At 45.7% G+C, this 24,925-nt stretch carries 25 protein-coding genes and 1 tRNA gene; 8 read left to right on the top strand and 18 right to left on the bottom strand.

The annotated features are described in order from the left end of the window. Positions 1 to 128: 128 nt before the first annotated feature. From flgJ to NB463_RS23710, 11 genes are all read right to left on the bottom strand, one after another. Entirely contained in the window at positions 129 to 1,055 is a 927-nt protein-coding gene (gene flgJ / locus NB463_RS23660; RefSeq protein ID WP_046874278.1) for a flagellar assembly peptidoglycan hydrolase FlgJ, read from the bottom strand. Positions 1,056 to 1,071: 16 nt separating this feature from the next. After that, positions 1,072 to 2,163 (bottom strand): flagellar basal body P-ring protein FlgI, encoded by a 1,092-nt coding sequence (locus tag NB463_RS23665; protein WP_006743028.1) that lies wholly within the window; start codon positions 2,161 to 2,163, stop codon positions 1,072 to 1,074. Between the two features lie 43 nt (positions 2,164 to 2,206). Further along, on the bottom strand, positions 2,207 to 2,986 hold the full coding sequence (gene flgH / locus NB463_RS23670) for a flagellar basal body L-ring protein FlgH (protein WP_006743029.1): 780 nt from the start codon (positions 2,984 to 2,986) through the stop codon (positions 2,207 to 2,209). Between the two features lie 30 nt (positions 2,987 to 3,016). Beyond that, the gene (flgG, locus tag NB463_RS23675) at positions 3,017 to 3,805 is read right to left on the bottom strand and encodes a flagellar basal-body rod protein FlgG (protein ID WP_005382032.1); all 789 of its coding nucleotides are present in this window, start codon (positions 3,803 to 3,805) and stop codon (positions 3,017 to 3,019) included. Positions 3,806 to 3,823: 18 nt separating this feature from the next. Next, positions 3,824 to 4,573, bottom strand: a complete 750-nt coding sequence (flgF, locus tag NB463_RS23680) for a flagellar basal-body rod protein FlgF (RefSeq protein WP_258430359.1) — start codon at positions 4,571 to 4,573, stop codon at positions 3,824 to 3,826. 289 nt (positions 4,574 to 4,862) lie between these two features. Continuing rightward, positions 4,863 to 6,176: a flagellar hook protein FlgE gene (flgE, locus tag NB463_RS23685; RefSeq protein WP_005393123.1), complete on the bottom strand. Its 1,314-nt coding sequence runs from the start codon at positions 6,174 to 6,176 to the stop codon at positions 4,863 to 4,865. A gap of 30 nt (positions 6,177 to 6,206) precedes the next feature. Beyond that, positions 6,207 to 6,917, bottom strand: coding sequence for a flagellar hook assembly protein FlgD (gene flgD, locus NB463_RS23690; RefSeq protein ID WP_005393125.1), 711 nt, complete (start codon positions 6,915 to 6,917; stop codon positions 6,207 to 6,209). A 17-nt stretch (positions 6,918 to 6,934) separates the two neighbouring features. Then, the gene (gene flgC, locus NB463_RS23695) at positions 6,935 to 7,348 is read right to left on the bottom strand and encodes a flagellar basal body rod protein FlgC (protein ID WP_005425613.1); all 414 of its coding nucleotides are present in this window, start codon (positions 7,346 to 7,348) and stop codon (positions 6,935 to 6,937) included. A gap of 5 nt (positions 7,349 to 7,353) precedes the next feature. After that, on the bottom strand, positions 7,354 to 7,749 hold the full coding sequence (gene flgB, locus NB463_RS23700) for a flagellar basal body rod protein FlgB (RefSeq protein ID WP_005382026.1): 396 nt from the start codon (positions 7,747 to 7,749) through the stop codon (positions 7,354 to 7,356). Positions 7,750 to 8,056: 307 nt separating this feature from the next. After that, entirely contained in the window at positions 8,057 to 8,884 is an 828-nt protein-coding gene (locus NB463_RS23705) for a protein-glutamate O-methyltransferase (protein WP_005393137.1), read from the bottom strand. 11 nt (positions 8,885 to 8,895) lie between these two features. Further along, complete coding sequence (locus tag NB463_RS23710) at positions 8,896 to 9,822, bottom strand: chemotaxis protein CheV (protein ID WP_005382022.1); 927 nt, start codon at positions 9,820 to 9,822, stop codon at positions 8,896 to 8,898. Positions 9,823 to 9,898: 76 nt separating this feature from the next. Between NB463_RS23710 and flgA the strand changes: the two genes are divergently transcribed. The 3 genes from flgA to NB463_RS23725 all read left to right on the top strand — a co-directional run bounded on the left by flgA (position 9,899) and on the right by NB463_RS23725 (position 11,529). Next, positions 9,899 to 10,645 (top strand): flagellar basal body P-ring formation chaperone FlgA, encoded by a 747-nt coding sequence (gene flgA, locus NB463_RS23715; protein ID WP_005393139.1) that lies wholly within the window; start codon positions 9,899 to 9,901, stop codon positions 10,643 to 10,645. A 116-nt stretch (positions 10,646 to 10,761) separates the two neighbouring features. After that, positions 10,762 to 11,076: a flagellar biosynthesis anti-sigma factor FlgM gene (gene flgM / locus NB463_RS23720; RefSeq protein WP_005382018.1), complete on the top strand. Its 315-nt coding sequence runs from the start codon at positions 10,762 to 10,764 to the stop codon at positions 11,074 to 11,076. Between the two features lie 27 nt (positions 11,077 to 11,103). Continuing rightward, positions 11,104 to 11,529, top strand: a complete 426-nt coding sequence (locus NB463_RS23725; RefSeq protein WP_012842057.1) for a flagella synthesis protein FlgN — start codon at positions 11,104 to 11,106, stop codon at positions 11,527 to 11,529. A gap of 114 nt (positions 11,530 to 11,643) precedes the next feature. On the opposite strand, the gene flgP is transcribed toward NB463_RS23725, so the two are convergent. Together flgP and NB463_RS23735 are read right to left on the bottom strand one after the other, a co-directional pair. Next, positions 11,644 to 12,075, bottom strand: a complete 432-nt coding sequence (flgP, locus tag NB463_RS23730) for a flagellar assembly lipoprotein FlgP (RefSeq protein ID WP_053807681.1) — start codon at positions 12,073 to 12,075, stop codon at positions 11,644 to 11,646. Between the two features lie 9 nt (positions 12,076 to 12,084). After that, positions 12,085 to 12,723, bottom strand: a complete 639-nt coding sequence (locus NB463_RS23735; RefSeq protein WP_005382013.1) for a FlgO family outer membrane protein — start codon at positions 12,721 to 12,723, stop codon at positions 12,085 to 12,087. Positions 12,724 to 12,892: 169 nt separating this feature from the next. On the opposite strand from NB463_RS23735, the gene NB463_RS23740 reads away from it, so the two are divergent. The 3 genes from NB463_RS23740 to NB463_RS23750 all read left to right on the top strand — a co-directional run bounded on the left by NB463_RS23740 (position 12,893) and on the right by NB463_RS23750 (position 15,064). After that, the gene (locus NB463_RS23740; protein ID WP_258430366.1) at positions 12,893 to 14,026 is read left to right on the top strand and encodes a flagellar assembly protein FlgT; all 1,134 of its coding nucleotides are present in this window, start codon (positions 12,893 to 12,895) and stop codon (positions 14,024 to 14,026) included. Between the two features lie 177 nt (positions 14,027 to 14,203). Continuing rightward, a tRNA-Arg gene (locus NB463_RS23745) sits at positions 14,204 to 14,280 on the top strand. A gap of 277 nt (positions 14,281 to 14,557) precedes the next feature. Further along, entirely contained in the window at positions 14,558 to 15,064 is a 507-nt protein-coding gene (locus NB463_RS23750; protein WP_031780328.1) for a hypothetical protein, read from the top strand. A 113-nt stretch (positions 15,065 to 15,177) separates the two neighbouring features. Here NB463_RS23750 and NB463_RS23755 read toward each other — a convergent pair whose 3' ends face one another. The 4 genes from NB463_RS23755 to chiP all read right to left on the bottom strand — a co-directional run bounded on the left by NB463_RS23755 (position 15,178) and on the right by chiP (position 20,227). Next, positions 15,178 to 16,140, bottom strand: a complete 963-nt coding sequence (locus tag NB463_RS23755) for an OmpA family protein (protein WP_006743033.1) — start codon at positions 16,138 to 16,140, stop codon at positions 15,178 to 15,180. Positions 16,141 to 16,780: 640 nt separating this feature from the next. Beyond that, positions 16,781 to 18,208: a glutamate--tRNA ligase gene (gene gltX, locus NB463_RS23760; RefSeq protein ID WP_005393148.1), complete on the bottom strand. Its 1,428-nt coding sequence runs from the start codon at positions 18,206 to 18,208 to the stop codon at positions 16,781 to 16,783. A gap of 178 nt (positions 18,209 to 18,386) precedes the next feature. Next, positions 18,387 to 18,980, bottom strand: coding sequence for a YccT family protein (locus NB463_RS23765; RefSeq protein ID WP_012842058.1), 594 nt, complete (start codon positions 18,978 to 18,980; stop codon positions 18,387 to 18,389). A 125-nt stretch (positions 18,981 to 19,105) separates the two neighbouring features. Beyond that, positions 19,106 to 20,227 (bottom strand): chitoporin, encoded by a 1,122-nt coding sequence (gene chiP, locus NB463_RS23770; protein WP_006743034.1) that lies wholly within the window; start codon positions 20,225 to 20,227, stop codon positions 19,106 to 19,108. A 479-nt stretch (positions 20,228 to 20,706) separates the two neighbouring features. Between chiP and NB463_RS23775 the strand changes: the two genes are divergently transcribed. Then, positions 20,707 to 23,421 (top strand): heavy metal translocating P-type ATPase, encoded by a 2,715-nt coding sequence (locus NB463_RS23775; RefSeq protein ID WP_258430373.1) that lies wholly within the window; start codon positions 20,707 to 20,709, stop codon positions 23,419 to 23,421. 21 nt (positions 23,422 to 23,442) lie between these two features. Further along, a complete protein-coding gene (locus tag NB463_RS23780; RefSeq protein ID WP_012842060.1) occupies positions 23,443 to 23,892 on the top strand; it encodes a DUF411 domain-containing protein in 450 nt (149 codons plus the stop codon). Positions 23,893 to 23,947: 55 nt separating this feature from the next. On the opposite strand, the gene NB463_RS23785 is transcribed toward NB463_RS23780, so the two are convergent. Continuing rightward, complete coding sequence (locus NB463_RS23785) at positions 23,948 to 24,640, bottom strand: oligogalacturonate-specific porin KdgM family protein (RefSeq protein ID WP_005382004.1); 693 nt, start codon at positions 24,638 to 24,640, stop codon at positions 23,948 to 23,950. Positions 24,641 to 24,925: the final 285 nt, after the last annotated feature.

Below are 24,925 nucleotides of genomic sequence, written 5' to 3' on the forward strand. Positions count from 1 at the left end.
AACCGATCACCTAGACACATCAAAGCAAAAGGTGTGCCAAATAAAAGAGAGGTGTGAATGTTCAGAAAAAGTAAAGGCTTGCACTGTGGCAAGCCTTCGAAAACAACATGAACTGGCGAAGAGTAACATTACATACTTTCGATTTTCTGCTTCACCTGCAGGACTTTGTCTGCGTAATTCGGATCGGTCGCGTAACCCGCGCTGTGGATGCCGCGAATGAAGGACTCTGAATTCCCTCGCTGTTGCAATGCCGTCTCGTAACGTGGGTTGTCATTTAAAAAGCGCACAAAGTCATTAAAGCTGTCTTCGTAATTTGAGTAGGCGCGAAACGCTGCCGTCTCTTTCACTGGCGTATTATCGTGGAACTCTAGCGTTTGAGTCGTCACTTTGTCACCCTGCCAACTTCGATCTGCTTTGATGTTAAATAAGTTGTTGCTGCTGCCACGCGCGTTCTTCACGACCTTTTGTCCCCACCCGGTTTCCAAAGCCGCTTGCGCAAGTAGCAGAGATGGCTCGACACCTAGGGCTTTCGCGGCTTTCTCCGCGTATGGCTTCATCGAGTTAACAAAAGATTCTGGCGAATCGAATCGAGTTGGTTCATTGCTTGGTCGAGATAGCTGACCAGATTCAATCAAGCGCTGTTCAATCTCACGCGCTTTTTTCGGGTCAACACGACGATATTCCACGGCATTATTTGCCGCATCACGCATTGCCGTTTCACTCTTGTCGTTACCTTGCCCAGCCGTTAATTGCTTAACAATCATATCGGCCAAGCCCATTGAACCAGACGAACTGAGCTCGCTCGCCATCTGCTCATCCAGCATTTGTCGGTAGAACTTCTCGTTCTGGCTGTTCATCATGTTGGACTCAAAGCCCTCATTGGCTTCTCGCATTGATTTCAACATCATGGAGGTGAAAATAGATTCGAACTGACGAGCCGCTGCACGAAGTGCTTCTTGCTCGCCATCTTTACCTTCCTTCACTGCTTTTTGACGCAGGGTATCCAGCGAACTGATGTCATGAATAAAACCAATGTCGTTAGGATTGTTCATTATACCTACCTCCTAACCATTAAATGATGATCAACTGGCCTTCAATGGCACCAGCTTGTTTCAATGCTTGCAAGATAGCCATCAAATCCGACGGCGCTGCGCCGACTTGATTCACTGCACGGACCAAATCATCCAACGTTAAGCCTGGCTCGAACTTAAACATCTTGCCCTGCTCTTCGCTAACTTCGATATCCGAGTCTGGCACGACAACGGTTTGCCCACCAGAAAAGCCGTTCGGTTGGCTAACATTCAGGTTTTCTTTGATTGCGACCGTCATTCCGCCATGGGTTACCGCAGCAGGTTTAAGGCGAACATGTTTACCAACTACGATGGTACCCGTGCGAGAGTTAACGATGATTTTGGCTGCGCCATCTGCTGGGTCGAACTCTAGGTTTTCAATTGCCGATAAGAACGCCACACGCTGGCTGACATCACGAGGGGCACGTACACGTACCGACGTCGCGTCTACTGCACTCGCCATTTGTGGGCCAAGGAAGTTGTTTACCGCATCCGCCATACGTTGAGCCGTTGTGAAGTCTGACTCAAGCAAGTTGAACGTGATGTAATCGCCACGACCAAATGGGTTTGGAATTTCTCGCTCTACTGTCGCACCACTAGAGATAAGACCAACGGTTGGATTGTTACCTACGATTTTTGAACCGTCAGCGCCTTCAGCACTGAAGCCGCTCACCACTAAGTTACCTTGAGCAACCGCGTAAACTTGACCATCGAGACCTTTGAGGAACGTTTGCAGTAGCGTACCACCACGCAAACTTTTGGCACTACCGATAGAAGAGACTGTCACGTCTACTTGCTGACCTGGTTTAGAGAATGGCGGCAACTCTGCCGTTACCATGACTGCGGCAACGTTTTTTATTTTCGGCTTTGTGCCCGGCGGCATCTGAATGCCGAAGTTTTGCAGCATGGCGGCGAAACTTTGCTCCGTAAACGGGTTCGCTTCGCCTGTGCCAGGTAAGCCTGAAACCAAACCATAACCCACGAGTTGGTTGCTTCGTACACCTGCCACTTGCGCGACGTCTTTGATACGTGCAGCTTGGGCAGCGGTAGAAAACAGAGCCACGCTCATCAGTATTAAAAGGAGTTTTTTCATGCTTACTTATCTCTTGCAGTCAAATTGCCGTCAGCACGGCGTGTTATAGCGCTACATTAAAGAATCGTGCCAAGAAACCCGGCTCTTGCATATCTTGTTGTACACCGGTGCCAGAATACTGAATTCTTGCGTTAGAAACGCGGTTTGATGCAATAGTATTGTCGAAACTAATGTCATCCGGACGAATAGTGCCGCTTAAACGTATGTACTCATCACCCGTATTAAGCGTCATCCATTTTTCTCCACGGATAACGAGGTTGCCATTTGCCAAAACTTCAATCACCTCAACAGTAATGTAACCACTGATGCTGTTACTCTGCTTAGCAGAAGAGTCACCCGCAAATGAGTTTGAGTTATTTAAGTCATAAGAGAAATTGTATTTGCCACCAATTTGCAGCTCTTCGCCACCCACTTGAAGTGGGTCCATTTGCGCTTCATTGGTTTTCGATAAATCGGCATTGGCGCTTTTCGTCGCGCTGGTTGTCTCATCCAGTGTCACAGTAATAATGTCGCCAATACCACGTGGCTTGGAATCGTCGTAAAGATCGGTAATGTGCTCGGCGCTAAACAGTGAGCCTGTTGCAGCAGCATAATGCTCTGGTTTCTTTTTCGGATGAATCGGAGCCCATGCAGGATCACCCGCAACCGGATCGCTTCTGCCACGCAGTGTATCCACGATACCGCTGCTCTCTTCTTTCGATTTATCGCCTTCTACTGCGTCGACCACCGTGGTTGCTTGCGTCACTTCATCCGTTTCAATCGGCTCTAACATGGCACAACCCGACATCGTGGCAATCAAAGCAAGTAGACAAATACGTTTCATCGTGAGCTCCTCAATTCTTGCTCTTAACCGTTATAACTGCTGGTTAACAAAGCTCATCATCTTATCGACTGACGAGATCACTTTTGAGTTCATTTCGTAAACGCGCTGGGCTTCGATCATGTTGACCAACTCTTCCGTTACATTCACGTTAGACGCTTCCAGCATGGATTGACGGATTTCACCCAAACCGTCCAAACCAGGAACACCTTCTTGTGGATCGCCACTGGCACCCGTTGGTAAGTAAAGGTTCTGGCCAATTGGCTCTAGGCCACCTGGGTTAACAAAGTCTGTAATGGTTAGCTGACCAACGACTTGGTTGTCTTGCTGACCGCGGACGCGAACCGATACTTCACCATCCGTACCGACAGTGATAGAAATCGCATCTTCTGGAATCACAATTTCAGGTTCTACAGGGTAGCCAGAACCCGACGTGACTAACGTGCCTTCACCATTTAACGTGAACTGACCGTTACGGGTGTAACCGATGTTGCCATCCGGCAACGTCACTTGGAAGAAGCCGTCGCCTTCAACCATCATGTCCAGTGCGTTGGTCGTTGTCTGCGCATTACCATGCGTGTGCACTTTTTGCGTCGCAACCACTTTAGAACCCGCACCTAGCATCAAGCCACTCGGAAGCTCAGTGTTCTGAGATGACTGGCCGCCAGGCTGGTTGATGTTCTGATAGAACAAATCTTCGAATACCGCTCGGCTCTTTTTGTAGCCCACAGTAGAGGCGTTCGCCAAGTTGTTCGAAATCGTGGCAATGTTGGTTTGTTGGGCGTCTAGACCTGTTTTACTTACCCATAGTGCTGGATGCATAGTGAACCTCTAACTCTGTTAACTCATACGAAGCAGTGAATCTGAAGATTTATCCATCTCTTCAGCAGTGCTCATCATCTTGACTTGCATTTCAAACTGACGCTGTAAGTCAATCAATGCGGTCATTTCACCTACGGCATTCACGTTACTGCCTTCAATCGCTCCTGTCTGGAGGCTAACAGTAGCGTCTGCTTCGTAAGGTTGGTTTGGAGTTTTATGGCGAAATAAGCCATTGGTGTCTTTAAACAAGCTTTGATCATTAGGCTTAACAAGCTTGATGCGATCAACTGCTTGGAATTCTTCTGCCGGGGCACCTTGAGGAAGCACAGAGATGGTGCCATCCCGACCGATTTCAATTTTGGAGAGAGGAATAGGCAAAGTAATCGGCGCATCGTTTTCACCCAGCACCAAATGGCCACTTGCGTTGGTAAGCATGCCATTTTGATCGACTTTTAGGTTGCCGTTACGGGTCAACCCTTCTTTCCCTGTGTGATCGAGTACCGAAATCCAGCCGCTGCCTTCAATCGTCACATCCAGATCACGCCCTGTTGTAATCACGCTACCTTGAGCAAAGTTATGCCCTGAACGCTCTGTCATGCTGAACACACGTGAAGGATGGCCTTCACCATAAGCCTGCATTGAGCGAGCCTGTGCTAAATCCGCACGAAACCCTGTCGTGCTTACGTTAGCCAAGTTATTAGCACGCAATTGTAGTGCCTGCATATTTTGCTTGGCCCCACTCATTGCGAGAAACAGTGCGCGATCCATAAATTACTCCAAAAACTTCTCTGTACACGGAGTAAAAGCAATAGTTATGCCAACATAAAATGAGCTTATTTATCAAATATTTAAATAAGAAACAAAAGATTAAGAGGGGTTTCAGTGGCAGAAAACTGCAACAAGGGGCAAGGTTTTGATCCACATGGCGGCAACGGCGGCAAATCAGAGATCAAAGCATGCTTAACCTGAACTGAGGTATTTTCAGGCTAAGCAACAGATGAATGTCATGATGTTATCAAGCCAAGCGGCGAAAGCTCGCCTAACTTGATGATGCAGATTATCGGATCTGCAGGATATTTTGTTGTAGCTGGTTGTGCACTTCTAGCGAACGTGAGTTTGCTTGGAAGTTACGCTGAGCAGAAATCAGGTCCACCAGCTCCTGCGTCATATCAATGTTTGACTGTTCCAGCATACCGTTGTTGATGGTGCCGAAAGAGCCTTTGTTAGATTCACCCCAAATCTTGTCACCAGAGAACTGAGTTGAATCCCATTGCGTACCGCCCTTCTTATCCAGACCTTGCTCGTTTGGAACACGTACTAGCGCGACACGACCCAATGTGACGTTTTCACCGTTTGAGTAAGTCCCCATTACGCTGCCGTTTTCATCGAAGTCAACCTTGGTTAGGAAGCCCGTTGTTGCACCGTCTTCATCGAACTTGGTCAGTTCGAACGGAGCAGCAAACTGTGTTGCCGAGCCTAAACCGAAGTTAAGCGTCTGCGCAGGATCGGCACCATTCATATCGACTGGTGTCGTGTTCGTCGCTGGATCGCCTAATGCCACAGACGTAATTGGCTGACCATTGTTCAAGCTCGCCAACGTACCATCGTTGTTGAACTTCATGGTATGACCCACATGGCCTGTTGGCGTTTGTGCATCACCTGCCGCAACATTTAAAGGCTTTTCACCTTCTTTATCTGTCACGGTGTAGTAAGTGTTCCACGTGTTTGGCTGAGTCTGATCTTTCAAGTAGTACGTCGTTAGCTTGTAAGACTGACCCATCGAGTCATAAATAGTCGAAGAGGTTGAACGGTTGTATGTATCTGGGTCTGAAAAATCAAACTGAGTCGGATCTTTCAAATCGCCGTTAGCTGGCAAGTTCACGCCCACTTCAATGTTTGCTGTTTGCTTTGGCTTACCAAATTCAGCAGGAATATTGATAGGTTGTGGCTCGTATGAAGAAACCTCACCAGAGCTTGGATCCACTTGGTAACCTAATAAGAACTCATCGTTCGCGGTCACCATGTAGTTTTCTTTATTTAAATGGAATGCACCATTACGTGTCAGTTCATTCTGTTGTGGAGTCAGACGCTCCTTCGCCACGGCGAAGAAACCTGTACCCGAAACACGCAAATCCATTGGGTTGTTGGTGTAAATGCTTGAGCCTTCATGGAACTGCTGCGCCACTTGGCTTGCTTGCGCACCCCCACCCGGTGTGGTTTTTGCGTTAGTAAATAAAGAGTTAGAGTAGACATCAGCAAACTCAGCACGGGACTCTTTAAAGCCGTATGTGTTGGCGTTCGCAATGTTGTTACTGGTGGTGTTCAAATCCAGTTGGGCGGCGGACAAACCGCTTAAAGATACATATGACATTCCAAAATCTCCTAATCTAGCGAGCTATGACTACGCTTTGCCGACTTCCAAAACTTCTGCAAGTCGAACTGGCGATTCAAAACCAGCCAGATTGAGTAATACGTTTCCGTCACCTTTGCCGAGCAATACGCTGTTTACGTTGGCGTATGTCGATACTGGGAACTCTTGCGACTCCCCTTCAACTAAGCCAGACGCTTTCACTTTGTATTTGCCAGCAGGCAGTGGATTTCCGCTTTCATCTTTACCGTCCCAAAGCACACGCGTGTCGCCGGCTGGTTTCGCTCCTACCTCAAAAGTACGAACCAGTTGGCCAGCTTCATCCTCTACACGAACAAACAGATTATCGATAGATTGTGAAAGCTTAACCATTGCCGCCATTGGCGCGTCGTCCTGCTTCACACCTGCCGCTCCTGGGACCAATACGTCACGTCCTACCAAAGAGGAAGCTTGTAACGCTTGGTTTGATGTCATTGACGAGTTCAAACTCTCAAACTGAGTGTTCATCTTGCCAATGCCATCAACGGTCGCAAATGAAGCCATTTGCGCAATCATCTGGTCATTACTTACCGGCTTAAAAGGGTCCTGTTGAGACAATTGCTTCGTGAGCAATGATAAGAAGTCTTCCTGTTTTAGGTCCTGCTTACCCGTGCTCTCTTCCGTCTTCTTGTTACTCTCTTGTAGACTTTTAAGCTGGTCGATATAGGACAAGCCGCTTTGACCAACGTTGTTAATTCCGGCCATACGCTACCTCCTTATCCTTATTGACCCATCTGCAGCGTACGCAGCAGCATTTGTTTACTAGAATCCGCTACTTGCACATTGGTTTGGTATGCGCGAGAAGCTGAAATCATGTTCGCCATTTCTTCCATTACATTGACGTTAGGCTTGTAGATGTAGCCTTCGTCGTTTGCAAGGGGATGGTCTGGGTTGTACTCCGCATTCAGCGGTTTATCGCTTTCTACAATACCCATCACTTTCACTGGCACCGTATCACCGCCACGCATGGCGTTACTTAACTCTGCACCAAATACAGCATGACGCGCTTTGTAAGTGTCTTTCGCAGAGCTGCTGACACTGTCGGCGTTCGCCAAGTTGCTTGAGGTAGTGTTCAGACGAACGGATTCAGCGCTCATTGCGGAACCTGTCACATTGAAAACGTTAAATAAGCTCATCTAAATTATTCCCCTTTGATTGCTTTGGTTAAGTTCTTGAATTTGCTGCCTAGAAAGTCGAGTGATGCTTGGTGTCTGATTTGGTTTTGCATAAATAAGTTACGCTCTAAATCCAAATCTACCGTGTTGCCATCGCCCGTATCTGGTTGCGTAGGAAGACGATATAGTTTGTCCCCGACCAACGTCGTAGTGGCAGGAATATGCCGACCATCTGTGCGACTAAGACCAATGCTTGCCCCAGATGTTGCCGCTTGCAATTCCTTCGCAAAGTCTAAACCTCTTGCTTTGTAACCAGGCGTGTTGGCTTGTGCAATGTTGGTGGAAATCACCTCAGCATTGCGCTCACGTACGCCCACCGTGTGCTGGTGGATGCCTAGTGCATTGTCAAAAGATATAGCCATGTTTGCCTCTACAATTAAGAACTGACCGTGATTGATAACCAAAAAGCAATTAGCATGCCAAAAACATAAAGCGCTCTATCTACTTAATAGCTATCACCCATTGGAATAGCAATAAGTGAGCCAAAGTGACTGGAATGTCATGTCGTTTCACTTTGTTCACTTAATAAAGATACACCGTGATGAGGGAACAAAGCAAAATCGCGCTTCAATTTAGCAAGTGAAAACGTGGAAACACTCGAAGTCAGGAAACCAGCAAACAAAAAAAGCCTGACACTAGGTCAGGCTTTTTATCAATGAAGAGATACCGCTATTTAAGCTTGTAAATGATACCCGGATTACAGCGCACCATTTCAAATTTATCAGTCAGACCAGTTAGCGACTCAGATGCCCCTAACAGCAGATAACCACCAGGGTTTAAGCTGCTCGCCATTTGGTTAAGCACTTTTGATTTCATTTCCGGTGAGAAGTAAATCAGCACGTTGCGACAAAAAATAATGTCGAACTTACCCATCAGTGCATAACTGTCCATCAAGTTTTGTGGACGAAAGTTCACCAAACGTTTGACGTTGTCTTTGACTTTCATACGACCACCGTCCGCATCCTCAAAGAAGGTGCGGCGACGTTCAGGTGAAAGTCCGCGCCCTAGAGCCAAATTGTCATACACACCTGCACGACACATCTCGAGCATACTTGCTGAAATGTCTGTTGCTGTAATAGACACGTTTGGTAACAAACCCGGCTTGCGCTGTTGCGTTTCCAGAATCGTCATTGCAATAGAATACGGCTCTTGGCCCGATGAACTGGCTGCAGACCAGATCTTGATTGGGCGCTTGCTTGCCGCTACTTCTGGCAATAATTTGTCAGCTAAAACTGTGAACGGATAAGTATCTCGAAACCACAAGGTTTCGTTAGTCGTCATCGCGTCCACAGCGGCCACTCGTAATTCACGATTGCGCCCTGTAACAACATCACGTAGCAAATCTGATAACGATGCGAGCTTAAACTTCGTCACTAAAGGACTCAGTCGGCTACGCACAAGGTATTGCTTGCTATCACCTAACACGATGCCACATTGCGATTCTAGAAAACGGCTAAAGTCACGATACTCTTGATCACTGATTGTAATAGCAGTCATTAATGTCTCTTTTATTGTGTTAATGCAGATTTAACCGCGTTACCCAATTCATCTGGGTTAAATTTCGCAATGAAGGTATTGGCACCTACACGCTCAACCATAGCCTGGTTGAATACACCACTTAATGAAGAATGGAGGATAACATAAAGGTCTTTCAAATCGGCATGTCTGCGAATTTCAGCCGTTAAGGTATAGCCGTCCATTTCTGGCATTTCAATATCGGAAATAACCAACGAAATTTGATCGTAGATATTGCCTTCTTGAGCCATTTCAATCAACTTATTGTACGCTTCTTTGCCATCTTTGACAGATACGACCTCGAAACCGATGGATGTAATCGCACGCTCTACCTGTTTACGCGCGACAGTCGAGTCATCAGCAATCAATATACGACGTACAATAGGCTTTTCTTGTTCTGCTTGCGCGATTTCTTCACCGATAGCGGAATCCATCGTTTCATCAACCGGCGCAATCTCTGCCAGGATTTTTTCAACGTCAAGGATTTCAACCAGCTCGTTGTCGATGTTCGTCACTGCGGTCAAGTAGTGCGCTTTACCCGCACCGTCTGGCGGTGGCAAAATCGCTTCCCAATGCATATTGATAATACGCTCAACCGATGATACCAAAAATGCTTGGATCGTACGGTTAAATTCTGCGATAACAACAAAACATTTATCCAGATCAGTGGTTGGGCGGCCACCAATTGCCAGGCTCAAATCAATAACGGACACGGTATGGCCGCGGATATGAGCGATACCTTTTACCAGCGGGTGTAGATTTGGCATTGAAGTCAGCTTAGGGCACTGCAGTACTTCTTTCACTTTGAATACGTTAATGCCGTAGCGCTGTCGGCCCATCAGTCGAAAGGTCAATAATTCCAATCGGTTCTGACCGACGAGTTGCGTACGCTGATTCACCGAGTCAAGAATCCCCGTCATATGCTCATCTCCATCTCAAACTTTTTGTTTTTAAATGATACTCTACCACTGGCAAGCACGATACCAGGGAGACAGTATGGCGTATTTCACTTTCACTTCGACACCATTGACTATGACAATATGTAGAGCGCTAATTACAAAGTACGCTAAGTCTATCGGCATTTTGCTCAGTATGTTTAGCTTTTTTGTTCATTCAGCTTCAGATAATCAGATCGAGCAAATAAAAACGGCAGCAGAACAACATATTCTTGCTACAGTTGATCAGCCTGATGGTGGCGAGCTATCTGTTAATGCGGCAGATATCGACTCGAGAATAAAAGCAACGGATTGCCCAGTGCCCCTAGATACGTCAGCTTCTTCCACCAGCAGTACTCGAAGCAACATCAATGTTCTAGTGGAATGCCCACCGGATGACTGGAAAGTCTATGTCCCTGTGAGGATCTCAGTATCGGTGCCAATGATCGTCGCAACACGAACACTAGGGAGAGGAGAAATCGTCAGCGCGTCGGATGTCACCACTTCCATGATCGAGCTACAGCGCTTTCGCAAAGATGGCTTTTCTAACTACGATCAAGTGGTTGGCGCAAAGCTAAAACGCAACGTTCGCCTAGGTGATGTTGTTGAGCGTAATGATGTCTGTGTCGTTTGCCGGAATGAAAAGGTCACAATCAAAGCGGTGAATTCTGGCATGACAATCACCACGCAAGGCACTGCATTGCAAGATGGTGCGGCTGGCGATCAAGTAAGAGTGAAAAATGATAAGTCACAGCGTATAATAGAAGGCATAGTGACTGGCATTGCGGAAATCACTGTTAATTTTTAACACCCACTGGTAGCGTGTTTAAACTGATCAATAAAAATGCAAAAAATGACTAAAGTTATTTTTGCACTGGTCGATAGTCTGGATACCAGTATTACGATACAAGGCAAAGGTTAAACATGGCAGGTATAGATAATATACGTTCAGGGCAAATGATGACGACGACAAGTCGTGCACCTGCGCGTAACGATTCCAATGCTACCAGCACGACTGAATCGAAAAAAGCCCCCGCACAACAAGACGCTGTATCACTCAGCCAGCAAAGCAAAGCCGTTAGCAAACTCCAAAAAGATATGGCAGCTTCTCCGGCCTATGACAGCGCCAAAGTGGCGGCAATCAAAGAAGCAATCACAAACGGTTCATACAAAGTCGATCCTGAAAAATTGGCCGACAACATGATTAAGTTTGAAAACGAATTGCAAGGCAAAAGCTAACTGACTTAGGCCGAAGGTAAGTATTTTATGGCAGCATTAGTCGATCTCGTCAATTTCCAACTAGAAAATGCTAAGGCACTTTCTGCTGTTTTGCGTCAAGAAACACAAGCGATAACTGCGCGTGTCTCTACCGAGATTGAGAATATTGCCAAACAGAAGATGACACTCATTGATCAGCTTAGAACGACTGATCAGCGAATCGCCTCTCACCCGCACGTCAATCAACTTACTGAAGATGAGCACCTAAGTCAGGTTGTTGCTCAAATCCAATCGATCGTCCTCGACTGTCAACAAGTCAACAAAGTAAATGGTGAATCGCTTAGTCGCGCACAGCTGAGTTTCAATAAACTCAATAACATGCTTCAGCGAACTCATGGCAAAGTGGGCATGACCTACAATGCCGGTGGCAAAACCCACACTATTTCGACACTTGGCACCAATATAAAAGCCTAAACGTCACTCCTGGCCCACACCATCTCTAGAATGTAGATATAAAAAAGCGACTCATTGTTGCCAATCAGCCGCGGGAAAGATTATCTGGTCTTCTGAAGTAATGCGCTTAGGGCATTAGAACAAGGTTTGTTGACGCTTCTCAGGCACCTGTTGAACTTCTCCGTAATCACGTAGCTTATCCATTTTACGAATATCAAGACGCAACTCTGTAACGTAACTGTCCTCAACAAGATAACTACGCACAACTTCCGCACCACGAATCACACCATCAACCGCGCCTGTAGTGCTCTCAATACCTAAACGCTGGTCTTGCAGTTCTGCACGTCCACTAACACGCATACCATACACTTGTTCTGCCAGTTCACGGTACGCATCAATTTTTGATGCACGCATCGCTCGTACACGCTTTTCTTCTACTGTGCGGCCTGTTTGCTCACTGACACTGGCGTAACCCACTGCCACTAAGATTTCATCTTGACGCATCTGTTGTAATGGCTGACACCCCACCAATACCAGTGTGGTAATAATAAATAATAACTTCTTCATGCTTCTATCCTATGGACGCAGAATCACAGTGTACGGCTGACGAATGGTTGGGTCTGAGCGAATCAACACGCCATCTTGCGTACGGATACTGTTTAACGTATCTAAGTCACGACCAATACGGTCAGCCGGAAGGAAACCCTGCGCAGTCGCTACAACTACACGGCTCTGCATACCGACCACACGTGCGTTGACCAGCACCCCGCCCTCTTGGCGCAGCATCGTGCCAGTCAGTACATACTGAATTTGTTGCTCTTGCGCCAGATCTTGCCAATCACGGCTTAAAGCAAAATCGCCCTGCTGCGTCACTTGGATAGAGCCCGTAGTTTTGAAATCAACCACTTTAAACCCTCGGCGCTGGAACTGATGGATAAAACCTTCCGAGACCGAGTTACCTAACCAGTTTGTTGCATCCATATTTTGTAGATCAACAAACGAGGTAATCGCAATCGGTGTCCGCGCAGATACCGCCACATTAGAAACCATCAGGTCTTCGGTCATGCTTTCAATGAAAAAGTCCATCGTATGACGTGGACTATCCATAAGCATGAACTGGCTTCCCGAGTACGGTTCTTTACCATTGTAAATCGGTGAGTACGCGCACGATGTCAGAAGCGTCATCATCGATGCGGCGACAAGCCACTTTTTCATGGTTTGATTCTCCAGATAATCTGAGGTGATACCGTTCTTGATTAATTCCTTTCTAAGAAAGTGAATATTGGAACAGTCTTTGCTTTTCTTTGTTTGCCTAACGAAGAAAAATCCACCAAACTTCACTGAAATTGTTAAAGCAATATTTATACCCGAACGGTTGTAATCAATGAAAAAAATATTAAACAGTCTGTTTTCAATCACTTTAGTGATGCTTGTGCCTTTTAAAGTAATGGCATCTTGGTATGAAGTAACAGGCGTTGCCACTATCGTTTCTTCAGATGAGACGGCAAGGCTCCATGCGTTGGAAGACGCGCTGTTCAAAGCCGTCAATTTTTCGGGCGCAGATATTGGCAGTATTAGCAATTTGATGCCGCTATTAGAGGAAAGCCGTAACGAGTACCAGTTTACCAACCATGAAGTCCGTTACATTTTGGTCGAGTCTGAACGTAAACGTCGAGGTAAAGTCGAGGTAAAAATTCGCGTCGATATTTATCCATCGGCAACGGGTTGCCACACCGATCAATACAAAAAGACGATCCTTGTCGGCAATATTGAGGTTGCCTCACCACAACAAGCGGTGATGGGACAGATTTACCAAGTGGGTGACGATTTTAGCCGCGTGGTGAATCGCCAGTTGGATCAAACCTCTCGCAGCTTTGTATCTGTGGGTACAACGGACTATTCAATTAGCAGTAACTATCCCGCTCGTACTCAAATGATCGCGCAAGACAACGGCGCACAATACATCATTGGGGGAGTCATTACTGATCTCACTGCGACGGTCGAATCTCAACTACTGCAAGATGACATCATCAATCGTCAGTTTGCGTTAGAGATGAAAGTATTTGATGGTAAAACTGGCCATGAAGTCTTCAACAAAGCCTACCGTGAAGTGGCGCGTTGGCCATTTGCCAAAACGAGCCAAGTGGATACTCGCAGTGCGCGCTTTTGGGCGTCGACCTATGGCGAGATGATGCTACGCGTTAGTCGCAATATAATGCTGGATCTAGAGTCAGAGCTGTCTTGCAAAATTACGCTGCCAGAGGTCATCGCAGTCTTCGGCAATACCGTAACGATAGATCTCGGCCGTATGCATGGCGTAAAAGAGGGAGACAAATTGCAACTTTGGCACACCGCATCATTTATCGACCAAAACGGATTACCAAGAAATAAAGTATCGCAAAGTGAAATTACATTGACGGTATCACGTATATACGAACACGAAGCCGAGCTGACGATTGATCAGCCAAATTTAGCGTCTAGTGTTCAAATTGGCGACGTAATGAACAAGATCCTATAAAAGCAAACATTAAGTCTTGAGATATGCTCACTTTTGAATATCATAGGCAGCGCATCTTATTTGATTATACCAATGACCGTAGTAAGTCGTTCAAAGTGATGCTGATAAAGACCTAAACAAAGTTGCTAGGTTTGCATTCAGTAAAACGGTTCAATGAACTGCAACTATTGGTATTACGCCCCCATGGCACAGCTGGATAGCGCAGTCCCCTCCTAAGGGACAGGTCGTAGGTTCGAATCCTACTGGGGGCGCCATATCATAGCCTTAGCTCCCACTTGAGCTAAGGCTTTTTTGTATCCACTATTTCGAGCTTCACAGAGCGTTTCCAAGTAACGTGTGAAACAATTTCCTCAGTAATCAATATGATCGCCTCGCTCCTTTACTCGACGAGATAAAACCTTTTACTGTTCCGACCTCTTCCCCTTGAAATCATTTCAACAAGCCCTATTTACAGTTTTGTATTTTATTACTTTAATTATCTATGAGTTTTGCTTACCCTTTTAGCTATTAATAAAATTATTAGTTAGCACTATGTCTAAGAGCAATTTAATAACTAACACTGGACACCGCTTTATTTCTAAAGGCAAGACTGCCTTTAAGATTCATATCCATACCCCCGAGGACACGGTATTGCACCGCTCGGTTGGGTTTGTTCGTATTGGAGAAAAGAAAGGCTTACAAAAAGCCATTAAGCTGAGAAACGAATTAGGCCGGCAAATGTGGGGCAAATTTTGGCGACGTCTTTTGAAGGATCCTTATCTCATGACCAGACTCCCACACAGCGTTGAGCCAAAAATTGTTCACAAACCTAACCCCACTCTTGAAAACCCAGATAACCGAGATACGTGTTACATCGCTAAGTGGCGAGAGTTCAATGACGACGGTGACTACAAATACAAAACGGTGGTTCGCTCTATTAGTAAATACGGCAAGCTTGCCGCCTACATGCAAACCAAAAAAGCGTTGCTAGAAGCACATAAAGACAACTTGGAAATCCTAACGTTCATGGGGCGCTTAAACAGCATTGACCTCAAGTGATGTTTACCGTTTTTAACTTTTCAGTCCGTTTCAAATAGAAATGAAAAAGCCCCAAAGAGCGAACTCTTTGGGGCTTTCAGCTTTAGTCTTCTATACTACGGTCGGATAGAAGCTTATTGCTGAACTTGGTATTCAAATTCTGGAACAACGATTTCTACGCGACGGTTTTGCTGACGACCTTCACGAGTGTCGTTTGAAGCGATTGGGTTGTTTTCACCTTCGCCACGAGCTTGAATACGTGATGAATCAATGCCTTTTTCAACGAGTGCGTTAGCTACAGATTCAGCGCGTTTCTCAGAAACTTTTAGGTTGTAAGCTGCTGGGCCAGAAGTATCTGTGTAACCTACAACTTCAACGTTCGCTTGTGGGTGCTCGTTTAGGAAAGCAACTAGGTTATCAAGTTTTGCAGCGCTCTCTGGTTTTAGAGTTGTGCTGTTTAGATCAAAGCTACCAGTGCCGATTGTTTGAGTTTCGAATGTTTTCGTTACAACTACTGGCTCTTCTACCACTTCTTCTACAACCACTTCTTCAACAACAACTGGCTCTTCTACGATTACTGGCTCATCGTTGCCACCGAATTTGAAAGAAACACCCAGTGTTGCTGTGTTACCTGTCGCACGAGTTACATCGTTGCTGATATCAGTCAGAGTTTGGTATTCCGCACGAGCAGTTACGTTTTGGCTTAGGTTGAACTCAAGGCCAGCTGCGCCTAGGTAAGAGTAATCATCTTTGCCATCAAACATTACGTAAGCGCCACCCACTTTACCGTAAAGTGCGATGTCTTCAGTGATTGGTAGGCTGAATTTAGGTGCAAGAGTGATTGCTTCTACATGACCACCGAAAGAAGTTTGGTTAAAATCACCGATGTTGTCGAAACCTGCTTCTACTGCGAAGTATTTATTCATTTCGTAACCAACAAAAGCGCCAAGAGTAGAGTCGTCTTTGTCACAAGCCTGGCCCGCTACACACGCGTCTTCCATCCATGACTTACCCATCTTACCACCAACGTATACTTCTGCTTGTGCTGCTGAAGCCATAAGTAGAGACGCTGAAATTACCGCTGCTAATTTTTTCATTATTGATTCCTCTAAAGAAGTTCTTTTGTTAGATGCCGAAATGCGCCGTCTGACTGACGTTGTATTTCAATTCTTTTTATTCATTCCTTGAGTGAGATACTTAGTCAGCTTCTTTTTATGCACATGCATTTTTTTTATGGAAGCTACTTACGTACATTTCCTGTTCAGTGATACATATCGCCATCTCGGTATCACTGACGGGGTGAACTATAACGCTAAGAAATCACGAGAAAAATCCCAATTCTGTCAATTTATTGTCATCAAAAATCTCAACAACATGTGATCTTAAGCAAAAAAATCCCCACACAATCACAACGCAAACGTTTGCCTTATTTTCTGGAACACTACAACTTAAGCAAAGTTTTTTCTTAAAAATGAGACAACAAAAAGGGAACTTTAAGGAAGGTGGATAAAAATCAATCAGATATTTGATATATAATCGCTCGTTTTTTATTCATGCCAACGATGTTTGGATTAAAAAATCTTATCCATACCTAGGTGAATTACGGTCCTAAATACCACATCCTTCACCGGCATATGAGAAGATTTCTCATTATCTAGGATTCAGATACAAAAAAGCCGCGGGTGTTTACCGCGGCTTTGTGACTATTTATTCAAAAGAACCTTTAGTTCAAAGCAATTATGCGTTTGCTTCACGCTCAGCAATGAACTCAAGCGCCATCTTAATACGAGCAACACAACGCTCTTTACCAACCAGTTCCATTACTGCATCTACAGAAGGAGACTGACCGCCGCCTGTTACAGCAACACGTAATGGCATACCGATTTTGCCCATGCCGATTTCTAGCTCTTCACAGACCGCTGCGATAACACCATCTTTGATGTTTGCTGTTGTCCACTCGGTCAGTGCTTCAGCTTTCGCTAGAGCGAGTTCTAGAGGCTCTTTAGCCACACCGCGTAAGTGTTTCTTCGCTGCGCCCGCTTCAAACTCAGAGAAATCTTCGTAGAAGTAACGGATTTGCTCAGCTAGCTCAACCAGCGTGTTGCAACGCTCACCCACTAGCTTGATCACGTCAGTGATAGCAGGACCATTCGTTACGTCTAGTTTTTGTTGATCTAGGTGCCATTGTAGGTGCTCTGCAACGTACGCAGGATCTGAGTTCTTGATGTAATGGTTGTTCAACCATTGCAGTTTGTCCGTGTTGAAGGCAGACGCTGACTTAGATACTGCATTTAGGCTGAATAGGTTGATCATCTCTTCTTGAGAGAAGATTTCTTGGTCGCCATGAGACCAACCTAGGCGCACTAGGTAGTTGTTTAGTGCTGCAGGCAGGTAACCCATATCGCGATATTGCATGACTGATACTGCACCATGACGCTTAGACAGTTTCGCACCGTCATCACCTAAGATCATTGCACAGTGCGCAAACGTTGGTACTGGCGCACCTAGTGCTTCGTAGATGTTGATTTGACGAGGCGTATTGTTGATGTGGTCTTCACCACGAACAACGTGAGTGATACCCATGTCCCAGTCATCCACTACTACACAGAAGTTGTAAGTAGGTGAACCGTCAGTACGACGAATGATTAGGTCATCCATTTGATCGTTGCGGATTTCGATACGGCCACGAATTTGGTCATCAAATACTACGCTGCCCTCTTTTGGGTTACGGAAACGGATAACACATGGGTCGCCGTCTTTTGCCGCTTCGTTTGCCGCTTTGATTTTTGGATGGTTCGCATCGTAACGAGGCATTTCTTTGTTTGCTTCTTGCTCTGCACGGATTTCATCTAGCAGCTCTTTAGACGCGTAACATTTGTAAGCTTTGCCTTCTGCCAACAGCTTATCAACCATTTCGTTGTAACGGTCAAAACGTTGAGTTTGGTAGTAAGGACCTTCATCCCACTCCAAGCCTAGCCATTCCATGCCTTCAAGAATTGCATCAACCGCTTCCTGAGAGTTACGCTCAAGGTCTGTATCTTCGATACGTAGAACGAATTCACCACCTTGGTTTTTAGCGTATAGCCAAGAGTAAAGTGCAGTACGCGCACCACCAACGTGTAAATAGCCAGTTGGGCTAGGAGCAAAACGAGTTTTAACCGTCATTTGAGTTCCTTAGGGGTAATGAGCAACGAGAGATCTCTCGTTGTAATGTCAAGGATAAAAGTGGCGACATTTTACCACCGTAAGTCAATTCTACAATCGGTTTGACACCAGAAATACAAACAGGGCAGCACCAATAAAGGTACTGCCCTCCTATTTACTGTTAAAGTGCAGAACGAAATTACTTCAGGTTACGCATCGCCCATTGCATAAATTCTTGCTGCTCTTCACGGCTTAACTCATTAAACGATGCTTTGATTGTTTTGGTTTCCGCCGGAGAAGACGCAATGCTTGCCTTGGTCGATTCTTTGTTCATTGCATTGTTATAGTCAGCCACTTCTCGCTCGTAATCACGAAAACCTTGCAAGCCACCTTTACGAAGTTGAACCATAGAGAATGCCACTTCTTTTCCGTGTTTGTCTTTCAATACCACTTTTGGATCGAGTTCAAAAGCTTTCGCTTCTTCGATGGTACGGAACGCTTTGTAAGTCAGCGATAGTTCGGCGTCTTTTTCTGCTTCAAACTCTAATACCAGTGGCTGCGAATCGAACTTACGGCGCTTGCCATCTTCAAAGACAATTTGTCCAACCGTCACCGCCAACTGATTTTCCCCGTCCTTCAGCTCGATGCTGTTATTTTTGGAAATCCACTCAGGGTACACGAACTCACCGTTGAGAACGCGAGGAACCAGTTCAGCTTGCAGAGTCAGTTGAGCAGCAAAAGCAGGCGCAGAAAGCATTGCGCAAAGTCCGAGAAGTGTCGTTGTTTTTTTCATCGTGGTTTCTCACTTTATACTAATTTAGATAAGCCTCTGAAACTTACAGGCCCGTCATTCCAAAGGCTTATTTGAATCAGTATCAAGACAAAAAGGGCGTTTCCGCCCTTTTAGCTGCTTCTTTATTAGAAGTAGTATTCAACACCCACAGAGAACTCATCGTAGTCCGCAGATTTCCAACGCGCTTCTGTTGGTTTATCCAGTTGATATGCACCGTCGCCAAAGTCTAGAGTACGAGCACGTACGTAAAGCACTGCCGATGGGTCTACGAAGTACATAACTTGTGCAGATAGTACATCGTCTGCTGTATCGTTAATTGTCTTACCATCACGCTCTAGATCAAAGTTCGCTGCGTAAGCCAGTTTGTATTGCCAATCACCTGTGGTGTACATGATAGCGGCAGACATTGCGTCTTGCTTCTCACTCACGCCGTTGCTTGCGTCAGCTTCCATGTATTTGTATTGCGCGAAGAAAGAAATACCGTTATCAAACCAACCTTGAGCACCCACCAAGTATGTGTTGTTTTCCCACGTTTGGCCTTCCATCTTAATGTTACGGTTACCCTCGTATGCGGCATCTAACTGAATTGGACCAATTTTGTAGTGCGCTGCGATACCACCCCAGTAGTCATCACCTTCACCCAGACCCGCTTTGTCACCTGCACCAGCCGCAATATCTAGAGAGAATTTATCCGCATACATTGGCGAGTCCCAACGAATGGTGTTTGATTGACGGTCTTGATACTTAGCACCACCAATTGCACCACCCCAGTCGTAAACGTCACCGAGACCTGGGTTAGATGCAGGCCAGTCAACCAATTCGTACATCGGTGTTAATACACGACCTAAACGAACTTGACCCCAAGATGCACTTTCAAAACCGACGAATGTGTCACGTTCACCAAGACCTGCACCCTCGCCGCCAAAGCTAGGGTCAACGTAACCACCTTCGATTTGCCAAATAAAAGTAGGACCGAAGTTAGCAAATTGTTTTTTACCACGGAAACCGATGCGAGATTCGTTGTTTAGCTGCATGCCACCTAGATCATCGTCCGTTGCTTTGTTGCCAGAATCGTAATCGCGGTACGCGGCCTGCATCGCGATGATCCCGTAAACTTCATAAGAGAATGAATCTTTGGTTAGGAACTCTTTTGCTGCGTCACTGTTTGCACCATCAGCAAATGCAGCACCACTGAACATCATGCCTGTGATTGCCGTAGCAAGTAGGCTTTTCTTTAGGTAAGACATTTTTAACCCCTATATTTTTTAGTTTTTTCCATTTTCAAATTCGCTAACTAGGACATGGCAGGAACTTGAAACAATGTTTGGACGGGGCAAATATGACAAACTTTTTTCGCACTAAAAAACTTTCCCTACAGCAATCTGAGCGACTTCAAAATGAGAAGATCAAAAACAATATAAATACTTAACAATCAAATAATTAAGTTCAAACATAAAAAGTTAAAAACGTTAAAAGCACTTCTTGACACTGAACTGACATTGAGAGCATCTTAAAAGCGTGAGCGACTTCATTCATCTTTTAGGTGTTTTAACGGAACTTTATATTCAGAGAGAAAAAACCTTGAGATCACTCGCAAGTAAAATGGCAGTGAACTTTTGTGATTCAAGCGATTTTGACGAAATTGTTGAGAGCAAAAAATGGGTATTGACCTTACCCTTGCAGGAAGGTTTAAGCTCAATGTATCACTATTATTGAGGTGCAGATTATGTATCAGTTTGTTATACCTTTATCAGGGCTCAACTGCATGGGCTGTGCGAGAAAAGTTGAGAAGGCTTTACATGCGAATCACGATGTAGAGATCCTCACTTTGTCCCCAACGCAAGTCGAGGTCAAAACCGAGTCCTCGCTTAAAGAGCTTGTTTCATCAATTGAATCTCTTGGTTACCAAGCAGGAAATCAGTACGAATTAAACCTTTCAGGCTTAAGCTGTGGCGGCTGCGTGAAAAAACTCTCGTCTTTATTAGACTCTCATCAAGACGTTATTGCTTTCGAAGCTTCAACAACGCACTTAGAGATTCGTACCCTACTCTCCGAGCAACAAGTCATTGAGCTAGTTGCCAGCTTGGGCTATACGGCCAACAATAGCGCTGTTACTGATAACTCAGTTGCTGAAGAGCAAAAGGCAATCACTCCCGATCAATACCAAAGCGAAAAAGTCGACCAAGCAACGCCTGACGAGCAACCAGCAGGCACGGCTCAACTACAGATGTTGATTCAAGGTATGACCTGTGCAAGCTGTGTCGCATCAGTAGAAAAAGCCCTTACTAATGTACAAGGGGTTGAAAAAGCTCAGGTAAACCTCGCAGAACAAAGCGCACTGGTGTTTGTGACTGAAGACTCAGATTCGTTACATCAATCTATTTTGCAATCTGTCAAACAAGCGGGTTACCAAGGCGAGGTTTTACAAGACGCCGCGACGCAGCAAGAAAAGCAAGCGCAGCAACAACGTCAACAGCAAAAACGCTTTAAGTTGGATGCAATTGCCGGCCTTGTTGTGGGTGCCCCTTTGATGATTTGGGGGGTTGCTGGTGGCAACATGATGATTCGCAACACCAACGACCAATTAGCTTGGGGCGCGATCGGTATCGTATGTTTACTCCTTCTTGCCACAGCAGGGAAACACTTCTTCAGTAACGCTTGGTTAGCGGCTACTCACAAGCGAGCCACCATGGACACGTTAGTCGCTCTCGGTACTGGCGCAGCGTGGTTCTATTCGATGCTTGTGGTGATTTTCCCAGACTGGTTCCCTCTTGCTTCACGCCACGTGTACTTTGAAGCGAGTGCAATGATCATCGGCTTAATTTCTCTTGGTCACTATATAGAAGCAAAAGCCAAAGCAAACACAACACGTTCCTTACAAGCGTTGATTAACCTGCAACCTCAGCAAGCTACGGTAATTACGGAACAAGGCGACCAAAAAATCGCGGTTGAGCAAATCACGTTAGGCATGAAACTGCGTATCAAACCAGGCGAGAAAGTGCCTGTTGATGGCGTTGTGATTCAAGGTGAATCATACATTGATGAGTCCATGCTAACTGGTGAACCCGTTCCTGTATTAAAAGCACAAGAGGCACATGTATCCGCAGGGACATTGAATACCGACGGCTCTCTCACTATAGAGGCTACCGGAATCGGCGCAAATACGATGCTCGCACGTATTATTCGTATGGTGCGCAGCGCTCAGAGCAGTAAGCCTGCCATCGCGAAATTGGCAGACCAGATTTCATCAGTGTTTGTCCCTGTCGTTGTAGGCATAGCAATACTGGCAGCGCTTGTTTGGTTTGCCGTTGGCCCAGAGCCAAAAGCGAGCTATATGCTGGTGGTCACCACAACCGTACTTATCATCGCCTGCCCTTGTGCTCTAGGCTTAGCAACCCCACTTTCTGTCACGGTGGGAGTGGGTAAAGCCGCAGAACTCGGCATTTTGATCAAAGATGCTGATGCCCTGCAGCTAGCGAGTAAAATAGATACGGTTGTGTTCGATAAAACAGGCACGCTTACCCAAGGTAAACCAAGTGTGCAGCAAGTGTTTACTCACACCACCAGCCAAGAAGAGCTGTTGGGGTTAGCGTACGCCGCCGAGCGTCAGTCAGAGCACCCACTAGCAAAAGCGGTATGCGACTTTGCTAATCAGCACGACACACAAGAAGTGACTCTCGATAAATTTGAAAACGTTCGCGGACGCGGCATTTTGGCAACGTATCAAGGTAAACCGCTGCTTATTGGCTCGCTTCAATTAATGCAAGCGGAAAACGTTGCAACAGAGGCTCTTCAGGATGCAATTGACGAATGCGCTCAGAATGCATGGACTCCGGTTGCCGTTGCGCTCGATGGTGAGTTAGTCGGCCTGATCGCCATTGCTGACCCAATCAAATCGGATGCAAAACACGCTCTCTCTGCATTAAAATCGCAAGGCATCAAAACGGTAATGCTGACGGGTGACAACCAACACGTAGCCAACGCTATCGGTCAAGAACTTGGTATTGATGAAGTAATCGCTCAAGTAATGCCAGATGAGAAAGCTCAGCACATTGAGCAACTTCAATCCCAAGGCCATGTTGTGGCAATGGTGGGGGATGGCATTAACGACGCCCCTGCTCTCGCGTTAGCCAACCTTGGTATTGCAATGGGTAGCGGCAGTGATGTCGCCATTGAAAGTTCGCAAATGACCATCCTTAACACGTCACCAATGGCGGTGGTACATGCGATTGAACTGTCGCGCGCTACACTTAAAAACATGAAGCAAAACCTATTTGGAGCCTTCGTTTATAACTCACTGGGGATCCCTGTTGCCGCAGGCGTACTTTATCCTGCATTTGGATTTTTGCTCAGCCCAGTTGTCGCAGGTGCGGCAATGGCGCTGTCATCTATTACTGTCGTTAGTAATGCAAATCGACTACGACTTTTTTCAGTAAAATAACCACTTATATTTGAGGCTATTATGAAGTTGAAATTATTGACCTTTGCAATGCTTGCGACCGCATCCGCCAACGTATTGGCAGCTGATGTCATTAACCACAAATCGCCATACTGCGGCTGCTGTGGTGAATGGACAAAACACATGGAAGAGAACGGATTTACGGTCGAAGAGAAATTGCACGATGACATGAACGCCATAAAACGCGATCTCGGCATCAAGAACGAACAGCTTTACTCTTGCCACACAGCAGAAATCAACGGCTATGTGTTCGAAGGTCACATTCCAGCCGAAGACATTAAAGCATTCTTAGAAAATCCACCACGTAACGCAAAAGGGCTCTCGGTACCGGGCATGCCAATGGGTTCCCCTGGTATGGAGTATGGCGATAAAAAAGACAGCTACACTGTTTACGCGTTTAACGAAAAAGGCCAAGTGTTCGAATATAGCCACCACGAAGGCAACGATAAATAACAAGAAAGCCCAGCAAATCAATTGCTGGGCTTTTTCTTAATGGACAGATATTAGATTAGAAGCCGTAAGAGGCACCAAATACAAACGCATTGTTAACTAGGCTATCACCACTTGCGTTTTCTGCACCGTGTGCTTGGCTACGGAACTCAAAGTAAGGCTGAACACCTTTACGTGTCCACGTTGCGCGAAGCTCGTGGTCCATCGTTTCCGCTTCAATCATGTAGACGTTGTTGTAGCTTAGCGTCACATCTTCATTCATCACGTAACCAATACGGTTATCCATACGGTAATCTGTATCCGCATCTGCGTCTGTCGCATCAATATGCGCACGAGTACGGTTACTTAGCGAGATACCGTTATCGAAGTTGTAACCGATCTTAACCAATGGACGGTACTGTACGTTCTCGCCAGCAGAGAACAAGTGTTGGTAACCCGCTGCAACCCATAAATGATCGGTAATGTTAAATGACTGCTCACCACCCACAGTGATTGCTGGTGTTGTGTTACCCGCGCCACCGTTTTCTGTTTCCAGTTTACCCAGCTGAATACCATCAAACTCGGTGTAAACCGTAAAGCCACCAAATTGGTTATCAAAAGTATGACCAGCTTCCAGTGTAGACGTAACGTCCGAACCATGGATTCGACCATCATCGTGGAATTGAACGTTACCTGTTACGTAAGAAGAACCAGCAAAAGCGCTAGAAGCGAAAGCGAGAGAAAGAGCGCTCAGTGCAAAAATGTTTTTCATAATTACTGCCTTTATTTATTCACGTTATGCGACGGTTTTAAAGAGCTTCTCTTCCCTTTTATCGCAAACTTTGGAATGTGCCTCCTTGGCGATCGCAATATTGTTCCAATTAATTCGCGATGGAAAATAAAACATTTTAAAAAGTGATCTTGTTCAAACCGACGCTCAACAACCCTGATAAAAGTATGGCAAATACAGGCACTTACCGTATTTTTCTATAATGATTCAAAAAATAGAAGTGTGATCATAAACAGGTAATTTATTGACATTTAGAAAATTAAGTCG

The sequence above is a fragment of the Vibrio sp. RM-41-2B genome, assembly GCF_024744415.1.
Taxonomy (GTDB): domain Bacteria; phylum Pseudomonadota; class Gammaproteobacteria; order Enterobacterales; family Vibrionaceae; genus Vibrio; species Vibrio diabolicus.

Bases quoted from the DNA above. Each gene is read 5' to 3' on its own strand.
- NB463_RS23665 (WP_006743028.1), bottom strand. From the start codon at position 2,163: ATGAAAAAACTCCTTTTAATACTGATGAGCGTGGCTCTGTTTTCTACC.
- flgH (WP_006743029.1), bottom strand. From the start codon at position 2,986: ATGAAACGTATTTGTCTACTTGCTTTGATTGCCACGATGTCGGGTTGT.
- flgG (WP_005382032.1), bottom strand. From the start codon at position 3,805: ATGCATCCAGCACTATGGGTAAGTAAAACAGGTCTAGACGCCCAACAA.
- flgF (WP_258430359.1), bottom strand. From the start codon at position 4,573: ATGGATCGCGCACTGTTTCTCGCAATGAGTGGGGCCAAGCAAAATATG.
- flgE (WP_005393123.1), bottom strand. From the start codon at position 6,176: ATGTCATATGTATCTTTAAGCGGTTTGTCCGCCGCCCAACTGGATTTG.
- flgD (WP_005393125.1), bottom strand. From the start codon at position 6,917: ATGGCCGGAATTAACAACGTTGGTCAAAGCGGCTTGTCCTATATCGAC.
- flgC (WP_005425613.1), bottom strand. From the start codon at position 7,348: ATGAGCTTATTTAACGTTTTCAATGTGACAGGTTCCGCAATGAGCGCT.
- flgB (WP_005382026.1), bottom strand. From the start codon at position 7,749: ATGGCTATATCTTTTGACAATGCACTAGGCATCCACCAGCACACGGTG.
- NB463_RS23705 (WP_005393137.1), bottom strand. From the start codon at position 8,884: ATGACTGCTATTACAATCAGTGATCAAGAGTATCGTGACTTTAGCCGT.
- NB463_RS23710 (WP_005382022.1), bottom strand. From the start codon at position 9,822: ATGACGGGGATTCTTGACTCGGTGAATCAGCGTACGCAACTCGTCGGT.
- flgA (WP_005393139.1), top strand. From the start codon at position 9,899: ATGGCGTATTTCACTTTCACTTCGACACCATTGACTATGACAATATGT.
- flgM (WP_005382018.1), top strand. From the start codon at position 10,762: ATGGCAGGTATAGATAATATACGTTCAGGGCAAATGATGACGACGACA.
- NB463_RS23725 (WP_012842057.1), top strand. From the start codon at position 11,104: ATGGCAGCATTAGTCGATCTCGTCAATTTCCAACTAGAAAATGCTAAG.
- flgP (WP_053807681.1), bottom strand. From the start codon at position 12,075: ATGAAGAAGTTATTATTTATTATTACCACACTGGTATTGGTGGGGTGT.
- NB463_RS23735 (WP_005382013.1), bottom strand. From the start codon at position 12,723: ATGAAAAAGTGGCTTGTCGCCGCATCGATGATGACGCTTCTGACATCG.
- NB463_RS23740 (WP_258430366.1), top strand. From the start codon at position 12,893: ATGAAAAAAATATTAAACAGTCTGTTTTCAATCACTTTAGTGATGCTT.
- NB463_RS23750 (WP_031780328.1), top strand. From the start codon at position 14,558: ATGTCTAAGAGCAATTTAATAACTAACACTGGACACCGCTTTATTTCT.
- NB463_RS23755 (WP_006743033.1), bottom strand. From the start codon at position 16,140: ATGAAAAAATTAGCAGCGGTAATTTCAGCGTCTCTACTTATGGCTTCA.
- gltX (WP_005393148.1), bottom strand. From the start codon at position 18,208: ATGACGGTTAAAACTCGTTTTGCTCCTAGCCCAACTGGCTATTTACAC.
- NB463_RS23765 (WP_012842058.1), bottom strand. From the start codon at position 18,980: ATGAAAAAAACAACGACACTTCTCGGACTTTGCGCAATGCTTTCTGCG.
- chiP (WP_006743034.1), bottom strand. From the start codon at position 20,227: ATGTCTTACCTAAAGAAAAGCCTACTTGCTACGGCAATCACAGGCATG.
- NB463_RS23775 (WP_258430373.1), top strand. From the start codon at position 20,707: ATGTATCAGTTTGTTATACCTTTATCAGGGCTCAACTGCATGGGCTGT.
- NB463_RS23780 (WP_012842060.1), top strand. From the start codon at position 23,443: ATGAAGTTGAAATTATTGACCTTTGCAATGCTTGCGACCGCATCCGCC.
- NB463_RS23785 (WP_005382004.1), bottom strand. From the start codon at position 24,640: ATGAAAAACATTTTTGCACTGAGCGCTCTTTCTCTCGCTTTCGCTTCT.